Source organism: Pseudoalteromonas sp. AOP7-A1-14, assembly GCF_052376275.1.
GTDB lineage: Bacteria > Pseudomonadota > Gammaproteobacteria > Enterobacterales > Alteromonadaceae > Pseudoalteromonas.
The window spans coordinates 33,519-49,637 of the sequence record NZ_JBQSVO010000001.1; the positions used below are offsets into that span (position 1 = coordinate 33,519).

Annotated in this window: 15 protein-coding genes; 5 read left to right on the top strand and 10 right to left on the bottom strand. The window is 40.1% G+C overall.

From position 1 onward, the window contains the following. The first annotated feature begins 22 nt into the window (after window positions 1-22). The gene (locus ACT3RM_RS00175) at window positions 23-1,177 is read left to right on the top strand and encodes an iron-containing alcohol dehydrogenase (RefSeq protein ID WP_441994492.1); all 1,155 of its coding nucleotides are present in this window, start codon (window positions 23-25) and stop codon (window positions 1,175-1,177) included. A gap of 15 nt (window positions 1,178-1,192) precedes the next feature. Here the strand turns inward: ACT3RM_RS00175 and ACT3RM_RS00180 are convergent, their stop codons facing one another. Further along, complete coding sequence (locus tag ACT3RM_RS00180; RefSeq protein WP_441994491.1) at window positions 1,193-1,492, bottom strand: AzlD domain-containing protein; 300 nt, start codon at window positions 1,490-1,492, stop codon at window positions 1,193-1,195. Then, window positions 1,489-2,193: an AzlC family ABC transporter permease gene (locus ACT3RM_RS00185; RefSeq protein WP_441994490.1), complete on the bottom strand. Its 705-nt coding sequence runs from the start codon at window positions 2,191-2,193 to the stop codon at window positions 1,489-1,491. Before ACT3RM_RS00185 ends, ACT3RM_RS00180 begins: the two co-directional genes overlap by 4 nt. Window positions 2,194-2,299: 106 nt before the next feature. Here ACT3RM_RS00185 and ACT3RM_RS00190 point away from each other — a divergent pair, with 106 nt between their 5' ends. Together ACT3RM_RS00190 and ACT3RM_RS00195 are read left to right on the top strand one after the other, a co-directional pair. Beyond that, window positions 2,300-2,956: a cytochrome b/b6 domain-containing protein gene (locus tag ACT3RM_RS00190; RefSeq protein WP_441994489.1), complete on the top strand. Its 657-nt coding sequence runs from the start codon at window positions 2,300-2,302 to the stop codon at window positions 2,954-2,956. 201 nt (window positions 2,957-3,157) lie between these two features. Next, window positions 3,158-6,835 carry a S8 family serine peptidase gene (locus ACT3RM_RS00195; protein WP_441994488.1) on the top strand — a complete coding sequence of 1,226 codons (3,678 nt, stop codon included), beginning with the start codon at window positions 3,158-3,160 and terminating at the stop codon, window positions 6,833-6,835. Window positions 6,836-6,932: 97 nt separating this feature from the next. Here the strand turns inward: ACT3RM_RS00195 and ACT3RM_RS00200 are convergent, their stop codons facing one another. Continuing rightward, a complete protein-coding gene (locus ACT3RM_RS00200) occupies window positions 6,933-7,385 on the bottom strand; it encodes a c-type cytochrome (RefSeq protein ID WP_441994487.1) in 453 nt (150 codons plus the stop codon). 161 nt (window positions 7,386-7,546) lie between these two features. Further along, the gene (locus ACT3RM_RS00205; protein ID WP_441994486.1) at window positions 7,547-8,017 is read right to left on the bottom strand and encodes a DUF2721 domain-containing protein; all 471 of its coding nucleotides are present in this window, start codon (window positions 8,015-8,017) and stop codon (window positions 7,547-7,549) included. A gap of 276 nt (window positions 8,018-8,293) precedes the next feature. On the opposite strand from ACT3RM_RS00205, the gene ACT3RM_RS00210 reads away from it, so the two are divergent. Together ACT3RM_RS00210 and ACT3RM_RS00215 are read left to right on the top strand one after the other, a co-directional pair. Next, window positions 8,294-8,716, top strand: coding sequence for a DUF4870 domain-containing protein (locus tag ACT3RM_RS00210; RefSeq protein WP_441994485.1), 423 nt, complete (start codon window positions 8,294-8,296; stop codon window positions 8,714-8,716). 70 nt (window positions 8,717-8,786) lie between these two features. Then, window positions 8,787-9,224 (top strand): YqaA family protein, encoded by a 438-nt coding sequence (locus ACT3RM_RS00215; protein WP_441834023.1) that lies wholly within the window; start codon window positions 8,787-8,789, stop codon window positions 9,222-9,224. Here the strand turns inward: ACT3RM_RS00215 and folX are convergent. From folX to ACT3RM_RS00245, 6 genes are all read right to left on the bottom strand, one after another. Next, a complete protein-coding gene (gene folX, locus ACT3RM_RS00220; RefSeq protein ID WP_441994484.1) occupies window positions 9,217-9,573 on the bottom strand; it encodes a dihydroneopterin triphosphate 2'-epimerase in 357 nt (118 codons plus the stop codon). The genes ACT3RM_RS00215 and folX overlap by 8 nt on opposite strands. Window positions 9,574-9,577: 4 nt before the next feature. Beyond that, entirely contained in the window at window positions 9,578-10,132 is a 555-nt protein-coding gene (gene folE / locus ACT3RM_RS00225; protein ID WP_441834025.1) for a GTP cyclohydrolase I FolE, read from the bottom strand. A gap of 26 nt (window positions 10,133-10,158) precedes the next feature. Further along, window positions 10,159-10,875, bottom strand: coding sequence for a dihydromonapterin reductase (gene folM, locus ACT3RM_RS00230; protein WP_441994483.1), 717 nt, complete (start codon window positions 10,873-10,875; stop codon window positions 10,159-10,161). A 219-nt stretch (window positions 10,876-11,094) separates the two neighbouring features. Continuing rightward, window positions 11,095-11,931 (bottom strand): ammonia-dependent NAD(+) synthetase, encoded by an 837-nt coding sequence (nadE, locus tag ACT3RM_RS00235; protein ID WP_441992745.1) that lies wholly within the window; start codon window positions 11,929-11,931, stop codon window positions 11,095-11,097. A gap of 54 nt (window positions 11,932-11,985) precedes the next feature. Next, a complete protein-coding gene (locus tag ACT3RM_RS00240; RefSeq protein WP_441834029.1) occupies window positions 11,986-12,612 on the bottom strand; it encodes a YceH family protein in 627 nt (208 codons plus the stop codon). Window positions 12,613-12,650: 38 nt separating this feature from the next. After that, window positions 12,651-16,010: an ATP-binding protein gene (locus tag ACT3RM_RS00245; RefSeq protein WP_441834065.1), complete on the bottom strand. Its 3,360-nt coding sequence runs from the start codon at window positions 16,008-16,010 to the stop codon at window positions 12,651-12,653. Window positions 16,011-16,119: the final 109 nt, after the last annotated feature.

Genomic DNA, 16,119 nt, shown 5'->3' on the forward strand with positions numbered 1-16,119 from the left:
ATGACACAATGATGGATAAAAAATGCTAAATTTTAGTTTTTCAAACCCGACGAAAATTCACTTCGGCGAACAACAAATTGCAGAAATTAAACAAGAAATACCTAAAAACTCAAAAGTACTTGTTACTTACGGTGGCGGCAGCATTAAAAAAAATGGCATCTATGAGCAAGTCAGCGATGCACTAAGTGAGCATCAATGGTTTGAATTTGCAGGTATTGAACCAAACCCAAGCTACCAAACGTGTATGAAGGCCGTTGCATTAGTTAAAGAAAAGCAGATTGATTATATTCTAGCAGTGGGCGGTGGCTCGGTTATTGACGGTAGTAAGTTCATTGCTGCTGCGGCTAACTTTGATGGTGAGCCGTGGGATATTTTAGCCAAGGGTGCTGAAATTAAATCTGCGATTGCATTGGGTGTCGTACTAACTTTGCCAGCAACAGGTTCAGAATCAAACAAAATGAGCGTGATATCTAACCTTGAAACTGACTCTAAATTGCCATTTGGCAGCCCCTTTGTGCAGCCACAATTTGCAGTGCTTGATCCGGCTGTTACTTACTCATTACCTAAACGCCAAGTAGCCAACGGTATTGTTGATGCGTTTGTGCATACTATGGAGCAGTACTTAACTTATGATGTTGGCGGTAAGCTGCAAGACCGCTTCGCAGAAGGTATTTTAATGACCTTAATAGAAGAAGGTCCTAAAACATTTAGCGAGCCAGATAACTACCAAGTGCGCGCCAATGTTATGTGGTCAGCAACTATGGCGCTCAATGGTTTAATTGGTGCTGGTGTGCCACAAGATTGGGCAACACATATGCTTGGTCATGAAATGACCGCTGTGTACGGCCTTGATCATGCGCAAACTTTAGCAATTGTGTTACCGCGAATGATGTTAGAGCAGCAAGAAACCAAGCGCGATAAAATTTTGCAATACGCCGAGCGTGTATTAGGCCTTGATATTACTGATGAAAATGAAGCCATTAAGCAAGCGGTAGTCGCCACAGAAGCGTTTTTTCATAGCGTTAATATGCCAACTCGATTGAGTGATTATAACTTAGGTGAAGAAGTTGCAGATAAAATAGTATCGCAGCTTGAACGCCACGGCATGACAGCACTTGGCGAACGTGAGCAAGTGACGATAGATAAAAGCCGTAAAATTTTATTAGCGAGCGTTTAATACAGGTTTAACTCGTTAGTTTAAAATCAAAAATAAACCCATGCCTACCAATGTTGTGTAGTAAATGTTGTGCGTTTTATAGGCCACAATAATGGCTGCAACAGCGGCGCTCAGGTATGGGTTTTGCCAATCTAAATTAATCCCCTCATCAGTGACAAACACAATCGGCACCCAAATAGCGGTAAGTACAGCGGGTGCGCTAAAACTTAAAAACTGCTGCATTTTAGGCCCAACTTTAAATGGTAAAGCGCGGTGTAAAAATAAATAGCGAGTAAAAAAGGTAATACAGGCCATGAGCAAAATAGTGGTCATCATGCGCTGTGCTCCTTCTTTGTTTGGATGCGACTAATTAAGTAACCGACACTCATTGCTGTTAAAGCCGCTGCAACGAGCCAAAGTTGCAAGCCTTGGCTTTTTAAAACAGTAGCAACAATACCGGCCGTTATTACTGTGGCTAAAGTAGCCAAATTTTTTATGCCTGGGATAACCAGTGCAATAAAGGTGGCGGCGATGGCAAAGTCGAGGCCAAGATTAGTTAGGTCTGGTAATAAACTACCCGCCACAATGCCAATCAAGGTCCATAAATTCCACGCGATATAAAAACTAAATCCTGCACTTAGGGCGTAAATTAAGCGCACTTTTGTTCGGTATGCTTTACGGTGATGCGAAAATGCAAAGAGCTCATCAGTCAGTACAAAGCTTACAGGTAAGCGCCAGCGTATAGGTTTATCAATCACTTTATGGCGAACAGCTAAACCGTATAAAAAATGCCGAGAACTAATAATAAAAGTAGTAAATAAAATAGTTAATAAGGGGGGGTTACCCGCCATTAGTTCAATAGCAACGAGTTGCGCAGAACCTGCAAAGACGAGTAATGACATGACTTGAGTTTCAAACGCAGTAAAGCCATTTTGAATCGCCAACGAGCCGCACAAAATTCCCCATGGTATCACAGCAAGGCACAGCGGCAGCATGTCTAAAAAACCTTTCAAAATGGCGCGGTAAGTCGACTTCATAAAATAGTACTCTTTTTATTCTTTTTTTGTCATAGATAAATCAAGCGGTAATGCTAAAATACCGTAAGTTTGAAATAATACCCTTTTTATTGGCTTGAGGTTAGTGATGACAAAAATTAAAGTATGGGACGGTTTTATTCGAAGTTTTCATTGGCTGTTAGTAATCGCTATGGCAACACTTTACTTTAGCGCTGAAGAAGCAATGATGGAACTGCATTTTGTTGCAGGCTTTTTTACAATCGCACTACTGGCTACACGACTTATCTGGGGCTTTATTGGCAGTAAAACAGCCAAGTTAAGCGCGCTTATTCATTCACCTATTAAAGCATTTAAGTCGTTTACTGAAACAGATGAAAAGCCAGGCCATGGCGCAGCGGGTAGTTATATGGTGATTGCATTTTTTGGTTTGCTGATTGTGCAATTAATTTCAGGGCTGATGAATAGCGATGACATTCTCATTGATGGTCCTTTGGTGGAATATATTTCAAGTGATACTGTGGATTTTGCCGGTTGGCTTCATAGTATCAATTTTGATATTTTATTTTATGCGATTATTTTGCATGTTGTAGCGATTGCTATTTATAGTATTAAAGGCAAGCCATTAGTTAAAGCGATGATCACAGGCAGTAAAGAGCAGCAAAGTCCCGCTCCAGCAGAATCAGTGACCAAAACTCCTTGGCTAGCTTTTGCCATTTTTGCTGTGCTATTAATTGTGCTAATGCTTACGTGGGGTAAAGAACCACTGAGCTATTTGTTTAGTTAGTTATTCTTTTTTATCAGCTATTTACATTTGTTTACATTGTAATGTTTTGTTATTTATAGTTTTATTTTTTTTTTAGATATATTGGTACCCTAACGGTTATTTATTGTGATTTAATTGTTATTGATGTTAATTTGATTTGCCATTACGTGGCATTTCATGTGCTTGATATCACTTAAACAAAAAACATTTCCAGGGATTAATATGTCTAAAACAATAAAAATTTCAGCTGTCGCAGCTGCAGTTGCTGTTACATTTGCAGCAACTAGTTCAATAGCAGCCCCCACTTTCGATAAAGTTTTTAAATCAGAAACTTCAAGTATTAAACAATACTCTCAAAATAAAACTCAACAAACGAAAACGCGTTATATTGTACAGCTAGAAGATGAACCTCTAGCCACTTATGAAGGTGATATTGTTGGTTTAATGGCTACTTCATCATCTGTGACAGGAGATAGTAAAGTACAACTAGGTTCACAAGCTGCTGTTAAATATAGAAGCTATTTAAAAGCAAAACAAAAACAACTAACACAAAGCATTGCCAAAGTAAGTGGAGCTAAAGTATCTAAATCATTTGATACATTATTTAATGGTGTTGTTGTTGAAGGGGAGTCTAATCAACTAGCTGCTTTATCATCATTACCAGGTGTAAAAAAAGTATTTTTAGATACTGAGTATCATGCAGTGATGGATGCATCGATTGATGTTGTTAAAGGGATCGAGGCATGGGAAGCTCTCGGTGGGCAATCAGAGGCCGGCAAAGGTGTCAAGGTTGCGGTGATCGATTCCGGTATCCGTCCTGAAAACCCAATGTTCTCAGATAATAGTTTCGGTGAGCCGGAGTTTACTGCGGATCAACAAGCATATTTAACTAGCAACCCTGATTATTGTCGAATTTCAACCGGGGAGGCTGATTTTTGTAACAATAAACTTATAGTAGCGCGTGCTTTCGGGCCTACTCCTAGTGGACTTCATCCAGATGAATATTTGTCACCATTAGGTTATGACGGACATGGTACTCATGTTGCCGGGACGGCTGTTGGTAACTCTGTTGAAATAACATATCAAGGTAGCAACTTAGCTCTTTCTGGTGTTGCACCAGCAGCACAGCTATTAGCTTACAAGGCGCTTTACCACACAAACGACGGTGGTGCTAGTGGTACAACATCAGCTCTTATTTCTGCTCTTGAAGCTGCTATCGCTGATGGTGCTGATGTAATAAATAACTCATGGGGTGGTGGTGCTGGTGGTAACCCTGCATCGAGCGCTTATGCTGATTTATTTAAAGCAGCCGAAGAAGCGGGGGTTGTCGTTGTTACAGCTGCTGGTAATGATGGTAACGCGCCACAAACTATTGGTTGTCCAAGTTGTATCGAGTCTGGCTTAACTGTTGCTAATACACAAACGGGTCGTTTTTTCTCGCAAACACTTGAAGTTGCAGGCGAGTCTTATATGGCGGTTGAGGGCAGTAATGAGGCATTAGATTCAGTGCTTGAATTGCCAATCATTTCGGCTCAAGTGATAGCGCCAGATAATTTTGAAGGCTGTGAAGAGTTTGCAGAAGGTGTTAGCTTTGCTGATTCGGTCGCGCTGGTTTCACGTGGTACGTGTGCATTTTCTGTTAAAGCACAAAATGCAGAAAAAGCTGGGGCTGAAGCTGTCATCATTCATAACAATGTCCTAGGCGGTGCAATGGGTATGGCAATGGACGACGCTACTATCCCTGCAGTATCTGTGAGTCTTGAAGATGGTACCGACATAGTCGAATTATTAACAGATACCGAGGATGCACTCATTGCACGCCTTGATCCAACAGTAATTAGAACTATTGTAGAAAGATTTACTGATGCGGTGAACTCGTCAAGTTCGCGTGGGCCTAATGGCGAACCAAGCTTTTTAAAGCCTGATATTGCAGCGCCAGGTACTGATATTTTATCTGCATTTTCGCCCGATGAAGGAAACGGTTTAACATTTAGTTCATTAACCGGCACGAGTATGGCCAGCCCGCATGTCGCGGGTGCGGCAGCATTAATGAAGCAACAATATCCACAGTGGAATGCAGTACAAATAAAAACAGCATTGATGAGCACGTCTAAAATGGATGGTTTACACAAAGAAGATCTTGTAACCGAAGCTGATCCATTCGATGTAGGTGCAGGGAGACTAGATATACCAAGTTCTTTCGACGCAGCTCTTACGTTTGGGCACGGTTCTTATGCAGATCCAAGCTGTTTAAGTGTATGTAGTTTTTCTAATACTATGACTAACATGCTTGATGAAGCTGGTGAATGGACCGCTAAAGTTGTTACAGATATGGCAGGCGCTGAAATTAGCGTATCACCAAGTGTTATAAGTTTAGATGCATTAGGTAGTGATAATGAAGGTGATACAGCAACATTTAACCTTGATATAGATACCTCTTTTAATACTATTAAGGGCTGGAATTTTGGTCATGTAGTCTGGACTCATACATCAGGAAAAGTAGCACATTTACCTTTTGCTATTCACGATGATGAAACAACTAATGCAAGTGTATTTAAAGTGTCTGTTGATGCCGACTCGCTGAATTCTTATACACCGGCTAAAGTTGCCGTTGAGTTTAATAATACGGTGTATAGTGATGAGTTTGAAATCAATGTTGAGCTAGATGAAAACGCCGAAATGCTTAGTGGAGCACAGCCTGTAGCGACTGTTACTAACGGTTCAGGAGATCTTACTTTAAGTGATGATAAGCGTTCAATCAATTGGCAAGGCACGGCAACAAGAGAAAGCTTTATTATAGAGGGTGAAGACTTTTTAGGCACTACTTCATTAGCCGATTTTGGTATAGAACCTTTTGCTTGTGCCGGGGATTGTGATGAGTTTAGTGTAACCGTAAATGCCGACTTTATATTTGATGACCGCGAGTATTCGTCTTTCACTGTTTCTGATAATGGCTTTATTGCTGTAGGTGCCGATGTAGATACAACAGGTTCATATGCGCCTCAAGCTATGCCTGATTCACAAGCGCCTAATGGAGTGATTGCACCGCTGTGGGCTGACTATGACTTGGCCGGAGGTGCTACGGGGGGTGGACAACTTTACCTAGGTACGCTCAGTAATGAAGATGGAGATGTATTCTATATTGTTGAATGGAATAATGCTGAATTGTATGCCGGTAGTGGTGAACAATATACATTTCAGGTAATAATTACTGAAGGTACTGATGATATACGTATAAATTATATTGATGTGCCACAGCTGCCAAGTTCTCACTCAGCAGGTGTTGAATCGGTTGATGGCCAGATTGGTGCTCTGCTTAGCAATATCCCAACAGGTAATGACATTGGTAAAGGATATGTGATAAACAAAGCTGAAGGTGGCTCGGTATCAATTGATTTCCAAGTGTTCGCAAAAGATCGTAGCCATTACACAGCGAATGATTCAGTTGTAGTAGATGAAGAGCAAACAATTACTATTGATGTACTTGAGAATGATTTAGCTGAATCTCGTTTTGTATTTGATGCAAGCGCTACTTCAGAGACTTCAACATCAGAGTTCTTTGCTCATAAAGGAGCTCGTATCCCGGGAAGCCTTGAAGCATCAACTCTTGAGGTGGCAGAGCAGCCGAGTAATGGCACCGCCACTGTGAATGATGATGGCAGCATTGATTATACACCTAATGCGCAATTCTCAGGTGAAGATAGCTTTACCTACACAGTACGCGAAGCTTCAGGTACCACTTCAGAAGCGACTACAGTGTCTATAACTGTCAATGATACGATTGCTGATCCTCAGCCAGAGCCAGCACCAGAACCAGATAATGATTCATCAGGTTCATTTGGTTGGTTAGTATTGTTAGCTGCACCGTTTGCAATACTACGCCGCCGTATTAAAAAATAGGGCGATAAAAGCGGCTATATAAAGCTGCTTTTTATCCCATAAAAAAAACCGCTTAGTCAATTTGATTTAAGCGGGTTTTTTATACTTTAAAAGATAATTAATCTTTGAATGATTTATGGCAATCTTTACAGCCTTTAGCCCACGGACCAAACGCACTAGCAATCAACTTCTTGTCGCCGGTTTTGGCTGCAGCAGCTAATTCGTCAGCATACTGTTGAAAGGCTGTTGCTTTTTTCATGAAGGTTTCATTATCACTCCAAATTTCAGGTAATGCAGCGGTATCACCTTTATCGCTACCTTCTACAAATGCTTCCCATGGCATTTTTGCCAAAGCCGCTGCATTGTCAGCGCGCTTTTGAAAACGTTCTGCATCAAAAGGAACTTTACCTTTTAGCATATCGCCCATATCACCGATTTGCACACTGATCATAGAAAACGCTGCTTGGCGATATTCAATGGCGTCGCTTGGCTCTTTAAAAACTGAGTTCGCCGATGCTCCAAATGTAACTGCTGATAATGCAGCACCTAAAAATAACGATGTTAATTTCATTCCTTTTGCCCCTTAGTTTGTCTATTCATAGCAAGAATAGTTATTGTTGTATCTTAGTTATTACAAAGGTTCAAGCTTAATGCGATGAAGCTTAACTTAGCTTTAACTATAAATATTAACTCTAATCATTGATACTTGTTCTTAAATTACTAAATCAGTGCTTAATCATTGAGGTCAACATCGGCAAATATCATTCCTCTGCGCATGCTTCTTGTTGCTAGAAAAACCTCTCCTAGTAATGCTAAAAATGCAAAAATGAGTAATGCCATTGCAATTACAAAACAGAACGCGATAGTCACACCTAAATTAATTGATTGAATATGCGATAAGAACAATAACATAACCACAGTACACACCAATAGTGCACTTAATACGCTAAAGCTAAATGCAATATGGATACAGCGGGAACGTTTTAGTAGTGCTCTGAGTTCTGTTGCTAAAGTTAGATTAAAGCTTTCATCAACGCTTACTTTTAATCTTCGCTCAAGCTGACGCGCACGATCGGTTATACGAGCTAATCGGTTCGATAGCACGCCTAGCGTTGCTGCGATACCGGTAATTAAAAAGACTGGTGCTACGGCTGTTTGGATTACCTTCGCCATAGTCAAAATATTTATGACTTCTGAGTTCATTGATTTTCCTAAATACTTTTTTTAAGCGATACCAAGACAATAATACAAAAGCTTTCCTATTAATACGATTAGGTATTCTATTTAATAATTATTGATATTTTTAGTCTTGAGCTGTGACACCACAAAAGCCTCACAAAGTTATTATATTTCTATCACGCTTACTTTTATAAGCTGAGAGCTTACTTAAATTAACAAAAGGAATTGATGAGTTCACTGTGTTTTTAGCTATACAAGGTGTAATATTAAATAGTGAACAATCAAAACAAGGAAACTATTATGGAAGAAAATCACAGACCTGAATCTGAAACAACACAATCAACTAGGCAGCCTTTAGAGCCGCAAGCTGCCCCTGTTGAACTGAATAATAAAGATGAGCATACTTGGGCTATGGCTTGCCACTTAAGTGCACTTGTTGGTTTTTTTATTCCATTTGGCGCCATCATTGGCCCTTTCGTTATATGGCTCATCAAAAAGGATGAAATGCCACTGGTTGAAGTACATGGTAAGAAATCACTTAATTTTCAGCTTACATTACTGATTGCTTATGTGGTTTGTTTTATGCTGATGTTTGTTGTTATTGGTGTGATTTTACTGCCTCTGGTTGCTATTTTCTCGTTTATTATGGTGGTGATTGCCGCTGTTAAAACCAACGATGGTAAAGAGTTTTCCTACCCGATGACGATTAACTTTATAAAATAATAGCTAGCAAGCTAGGCATTTTTTTAACCCAGCTATGGCTGGGTTTTTATTTGTGTGAATTAAAGGTGCTATGGCTTATTTAACTCTATTTTTTACGGCATTTGTCTCCGCGACTTTACTACCAAGTTCATCAGAACTCGTGCTTACAGCGATGGTAACCGAAGGGGGTTATTTGCTATGGTTACTTTGGTTGGTGGCAACGTGTGGCAATGTGCTTGGTAGCTGTACTAGTTATTGGCTAGGTACGCAAATAATGCGTTTTAAAGATCGTCGCTGGTTTCCTGTCTCATCAGGGAGTATCACGAAGGCTGAGCTGAGCTTTGAAAAATACGGCGTGTATAGTTTATTTTTTGCATGGTTGCCGATTGTTGGCGACCCACTTACGGTTGTTGCTGGGATATTTAGAGTACGCTGGTGGACGTTTTTGTGGATTGTCACCCTTGGCAAAGGAGTTCGTTATCTCGTCGTACTCGCCTTTGCCACGGGGCTTGATAAGATTATTATTTAGTCCAATCAAGGGTTAATGATACAGAGTCAGCAAAACGCAATGCATGGGGTTTATCTACTCTTACCTTGGCGTAATTTACGCTGCTGTGGCTATGGCACACAGCTAGAATTTCAGCGACCAACTTTTCAAGTAATAAAAAGTGTCCTTGCTCAACAATACTTATTACTTCTTTGGTGATCACTTTGTAGTTAAGTGCTTGCTCTACTTCATCAGTTTCGCATGCTTGATCAGCTGGGTAATGAATTTCTAAGTTAATCACAACATCTTGTTTTTTTTCACGCTCATCAGGGTTAAAACCAATGTATGTACGCAGGCGTAAGTTGGTTACGTTGATAATTGCATTAGCCATTAGCTCAGCCTTTTACTAGTTGTAAAAATTCATTACGAGTTTTTGAATTTTCTCTAAAGCTACCTAGCATAACCGATGTACGCATACTTGAGTTTTGTTTTTCGACACCACGCATCATCATACACATATGCTTTGCTTCAATGATTACGCCAACACCTTTAGCACCCGTTACCTCTTCAACCGCTTTGGCGACTTGATGGGTGAGTTGTTCTTGAATTTGAAAGCGACGTGCGTACATATCAACAATACGAGCAAACTTAGATAAGCCAAGTACTTTGCCATCGGGAATATAAGCAATATGGCAGCGGCCAACAAATGGCAATAGGTGATGTTCGCACATAGAGTAAAGCTCTATATCTTGAATTAGCACCATATCATCAGCATCAGAAGTAAACACCGCGTTGTTGGTGATTTCATCTAAGGTTTGGCGATAGCCTTTAGTTAAATACTCCATAGCTTTGGCTGCGCGTTTAGGGGTGTCGAGTAAGCCTTCACGGTTAGGATCTTCACCTACAGCGCTGATAATTTCTTGGTAACTGTTTTTTAGTTCATTGTGCATAATGTTCTCAATTATTTATAAATTAGTTATTTTAAATGCCGGCCACCATCGACAGGTAATGAGCGTCCTGTGATGTATTGGCTATTTAGTAATAATTCGACACTGTTGATAATTTCTTTACAGCCTGGTTCGATAGCCATTAATGATTTTTTTAGCGTTTTTTGGCGATATTGTTCATCATCACCTTCATTAAAAATAATTAACGAAGGGGCAATCGCATTTACTTTTATATAGGGGGCATATTTAGCTGCAAATGATTTTGTAAGGTTTTCGAGTGCAGCCTTACTAGCGGCATAAGCTAAGTGCTTTGGGCTTCCTTTTTCAATTACATAATCAGTTAAATGAATAATGTCTGCAGGCTGATTATGCTGCTGATATGCTAATAACAGCTCACTCACAGCTAAGTTTATTAAATAAGGCGCTTTAGCATGAATACGCATCATGTTATCAAATAATGCAGCACTGTCAGGGTTGTTTGCTTCACAATCCCAACTAGAGGCATTATGAATAACCGCTTTTAACGACTGACAATGTTGCTTTAATAGCGTAATAAATTCATTAATTGCGGTATCGGTATTAAAATCTGCGTAGAGGCAAATTGCACCTTTCGCTTCGAGTTTATCAATAGCGGCATGGCGAGTACGATAGGTAACAATAATAGATTGCCCAGAAGCAATAAAGTGTTCGGCCAATGCTAAACCAATTCGTTGGCCTGCACCGGTTATTAAAATCGGTGATGTCATAAAGTTTGTTGTTCTCAATTTAACACGGTGTTTTATTGCGCCCACTATAAACTAAATGGCGGTAATATTTCATCCATAGTGACGTCAGCTATACGTAAAAAACCTTTACAACGATCAACGGTTTTATTTTAGCCTGATATAAAAAAGCAGTTAACGAATTGTCATTGGCGTTAACTGCTCTTAATTTAGCGTGTGATAGCTGTAATTAGCTATAAATAATTACAGCTCATCATAAATTGTAGGTATTGCTTGGCGTTTATGTTGGGTATGTTTGTATATTGCGATGAGCTTTTCTTTTACTTCGGTCGCGACTTCTTTGCCTTCTAAAAAGTCATCAATTTGCTCATAACTTAAGCCTAATGCTTCTTCATCTGTAAGGCCTGGGCGGTCGCATTCTAAATCAGCCGTTGGCGTTTTATGAACAAGAGCGGCAGGGGCTCCTAATTGCTCAGCAAGGGCGCGAACTTGGCGTTTTGACAAACCAAACAGGGGGGCTAAGTCGCAAGCACCGTCACCAAACTTGGTATAAAAGCCAGTAATATTTTCTGCGCTATGATCGGTGCCAACCACTAAGCCTTGGCAAAAACCGGCAATTTCATACTGCGCTACCATGCGCTGACGGGCTTTGACGTTGCCTTTAATAAAATCAACTTGAGTTTGTTCAGGTAATGACTCATCCGCGCCTACAATCGCGGCGAGTGCTTGCTCATGCATGCCGTCTGCGCCGGGTTTGATGTTAACTGTGAGGCGTTTACTTGGCTTGATAAAATCAAGTGCCATTTGTGCTTCATCTTCATCGGCTTGCACGCCGTATGGTAAACGCACAGCAATAAATTGATAGTGAGGTGTAGTGTGTGCTTGATTCAGTTCATCAACAGCAAGTTGGCATAAACGACCGCAGGTTGAGGAGTCCACACCGCCACTAATTCCTAAGACTAAAGAGCGACACTTGGCAGCCTCTAGGCGATTTTTTAGAAAGTTGACTCGACGGGTGATTTCAGCGGTTACATCTATAGTCGGCTGTACTTTCATTTCAGCAAGTATCTCAGCGCGCATTGGTTTGCTCCTCGTGTTGATTAGGGGGTAATTATGTAATGAGATTAACCGAAGTTAAAGCCCTAAATGTTGTTTTATTTTTGCAAGCTCGGTTTTTAGTTCGTCAATTTCAGCCTGTAATTCACTGAGTTCATCGGTTTTAAATTTAGTCACTGGTACCGGCTCTGTGAGGGGGCTAGGGCTTTTCGCATCACAAAATAAATGGCTATAACGGCTTTCGCGTTTACCTGCTTCTCGTGGGTGTTTAGTTACCAGATCTAAGCCCGTTAATGTATTCAGTGCGGCTTCTACTTCATTAACATTATTAAATTCAGCAAGGCGATTACAGCGTGTTCTTAATTCGCCAGGTGTTTGTGCGCCTCTTAGTAGCATTAAGCAAATAATAGCGCGTTGTTGCTCACTGAACTGTAAATTGCCAAACTCGGTATTGCAAAAGCGATGTGCATATTTATTTACTCGTCCAGATAGCCCTTCATCGAGGGTAACTAAGTGTTCTGAAATTAGTTCATCTAGGGTGTTTTGTACTTGCTCTTCACTCAGTGTAAGTATTGGGTCACGGTTTGACTTTTGGTTGCAAGCATTGGTTAAACTATTTAAAGATAATGGGTAATGCTCTGGCGTAGTGCTTTGCTTTTCTAATAAACAGCCGATTACTCGTTGTTGATTTACGGTTAACTGCATAATATTTCTCTGCCTACTTAAAGTCTTAGCTTAGCGCGTTATTGATGGCTTAGCCATTGTTGTAGCATAGGATTAAGGACTTTAAAATCAAGTGGTTTCGTTAGGTAGTCATTCATGCCGGCAGCTAAACACTTTTCTCTATCGCCTTGCATGGCGTTAGCTGTGAGCGCAATTATTATTGTCTCTTTATATTCCTCTCCCGCTTGGCCTTGACGAATTGCTTTTGTTGCTTGATAACCGTCCATTTCTGGCATTTGGCAATCCATTAAAATGAGTTGATAAGGTGCTGAGGCTTTTTCTTTTATTTTAGCGATAGCTTCAAGGCCATTTTCAGCAATATCAAAATTGACTCCTGCTTGCTTTAATAATGCAGACGCCACAACTTGATTAACTTTGTTATCTTCAACTAAAAGCACTGTAACACTTTTTTCATCGGCAAAATTACTTAAGGTTACCGATGTTTGTGGTGGCGTATTAATTTGTTGTTGCTCTATGTATTTATCGTTCGCTAAAGCATCGAATAAGTCTGATGGAGTTAGTGGTTTAAAGATAATGCTGGCAATCTCAAAAGGTAAATTCGCTTCCTCACGAGAAAAGCCCATTGGTGCCATTAGAATCAATTTACAGTGATGTTTGGTTAAATATTGGCTAAGTGCTGCAATGCTTTTAGTATCGCTTTGCTGGAAAAAGTAATAATTGAGTAACACTGCGTCAAATACGTTGTCAAAGGCCGCTAGTTGCTGTTGGCAGTTTTCGTAATTGTTGAGAGTGTTAACATTACTGCCCCATAAGCTTAGCTGTTTACTCGCGATGGTGCTACTTAAGATGCAGTCATCAATTATTAGTATTTTTTTATTCTTAATCAAGTGGCTGGGTAGTTGTTCTTCAGTTTGCACTGGATGAACTTTAATAGTAAATGAGAATGTACTACCTTGACCATATACACTCGTAGCACTGACTTCGCCACCCATTAGTTCACAAAGCTGCTTTACAATTGCAAGGCCAAGCCCGGTGCCGCCGAACTGACGCGTCGTAGAGGTGTCTGCTTGGGTAAATGAATCAAAAAGTGTATCTTGTTTATTTGCTTTGATACCAATTCCGGTATCAATAATAGCGCAACGTAAAAAGGTGCCTTCAAAGCTATCTTTAACTTCTGCCGTTACAATTACTTCACCATCTTGAGTGAATTTAGCGGCATTTCCAAGTAGGTTATTAATAATTTGACGCAAGCGGTTAGGATCGCTTTTAATCACATTAAATGTGACTTTGGTGGCATCTAAAATCAATTTACTATTGTTTTGTTCTACCTTTAGTGCAAATGACTCGACAATTTCACCGAGCAACTTAGAAAGGTTAAATGTGACATGTTCAATGTCTAGCTTGCCGGCTTCGATTTTAGAAAAGTCTAAAATATCATTAATAATACTTAACAATGATTGCGCTGATGACTGTGCCAATTCGATATGATGCTTTTGTTGTTTATTAAGCTGGGTTTGCTTGACAATATTGAGCATGCCAAGTACCCCATTCATAGGAGTACGAATTTCATGGCTCATACTAGCTAAAAACTCGCTTTTAGCTTTTACGGCTTGCTCTGCAGTTTCTTTGGCGGTGACTAATTGTTGCTCGGTTTCGATACGTTGCTGACTAGAGTGAAGACTACCAATAAGCGCAGCCACGGCGATTAAAAAACCTTCCTCATTGTGAGTCCAGTGCCGTTTGTTACTTGATTGCTCAGCGCAAACAATGCCCATAACACCAGAGCCTGCGGGAATAATAACATTGAGCATTGATTTAATTTCAAGGGGCTTAAGGTACTGAGCGGTTAAAGGGCTGAGCATAGCGTGATTTTGTGCATCTGTAGCGCTAACCACTGCATGACTTTCAATGGCGGCAAAAAAATCCTCTAATTCACTTTTAAGCCATGGTTTTGCAGTGCTGTAGCTAAGATCATGATTACCATGGAAGGCAAAAAGCTCTAGCTTGTCTTTTGCAGTGTTGAATATCCAAATGCTTGCTCTATCTACTTTTAAAGCATGGCAAATTGCTTGAGTAATAATAGCTTTTGAGCGACTTAGCTCACCCGTTAGAATTAAATCATTAGTGGTTAACGATGCGAGCATTTCGTTGTGCAATGCTATTTTACTATTTTCTAACTCAATCCGTTTGCGGGTATCAATATTTTGTAATGAGCCAAAAATACGCACGCATCGGCCATTTTTTTGCTCTGGCTCACCATGCATAAGTACCCATACGGTTTGCCCTTCAGAATTTATTATTTGTAATTCTACCTCGTAATTCTCGTTGTGTTTAATTGCTCTTTCAATGAGCTTCTGTATTGTATTACGGCTTTTACCTGACTTAAAATAGTTTAAATTAGTGGGCCAGTCGGGCTGCTTATCAAGAGGATATTTAAATATTTTCTTGGTCATATCTGACCAGTAAACTTGCTGATTCTCTAAGTTAAATGACCATGCCCCAACTTGTGCCATATTGCTCATGGTCACGAACATTTGTTCGCTTTGTTGTTGGCGGTTAAGCATTTTTAAAAAGAAAACAAAGGCCCAAATTAGCATCCCGCAAATTGTTAAAATAGTAAATCGTAATGGCCAGATACTTGAACTAGCAGGATCCCATCCCGATTTAGGGCTTACATATAGCTGCCATTCTCCGCCTTGAAAGTGCAGTGGGAATGATAGCGGATCGTTACTTAAAATATCAGTTGAACCTCGAAAATAATCCCCCTCAGTACCAAGACCATCACGGCCCTGTAGCGCTACAAAGTACTCTTCTTCAAGTTCATATAATCCTGCTTTGGTGTAAATTTTATCGATGTCTAACCCCACCGATAATAGCCCCCAGAATTTTTCATCAGGTTCCAAAAATACAGGTACCTTGGCTATTAAGGCTTGCTCTCCTTGTATCAATTCCAGAGGCCCAGCCATAACAATGTTATTGGTATCACGTGCTTTGAGAGCATTGGAACGGTGTTTTTCATTTTCTAAAAAATTAAGGCCAATAGCTGCTTCATTACCTTTTAAAGGGTAGGCCATGCTAATGACCATATTAGGCGCACCGGCAATATTTCGTAACTCAGAGGAGGTTTTAAATAATGGGGCTGCTATTTGTGCGAATCGTGCTTGATCTAAGTTTGGCTCTGCAGCTATTGCTACGCCAAGACCTCGAATTAATTGAATGTTAGCTACTAGAGTGGATTCAATTTGGGTGCGATAGGTACTGACCTCAGAAAGAACCTGCAGCCTTTGTGCTGCTTTTTCACGGTTGTAATTAATGTGATCGAGTACAAAACCTATTAATACAATCAGTACTAGGGAAACCCAAAAAGCGATTTTAAAGTTAGTGGTTTGAAGTTTTTTATTGTTTTTTTGCAAGGGCATCAGCACATCAAACTTTATTGTTAGGCACATTAACTATAGCTAATTTATACGTAGGTGACAGTACCTACGTGGGATTAATTATAGTTATTTTTTTATTGATATAGTGTGT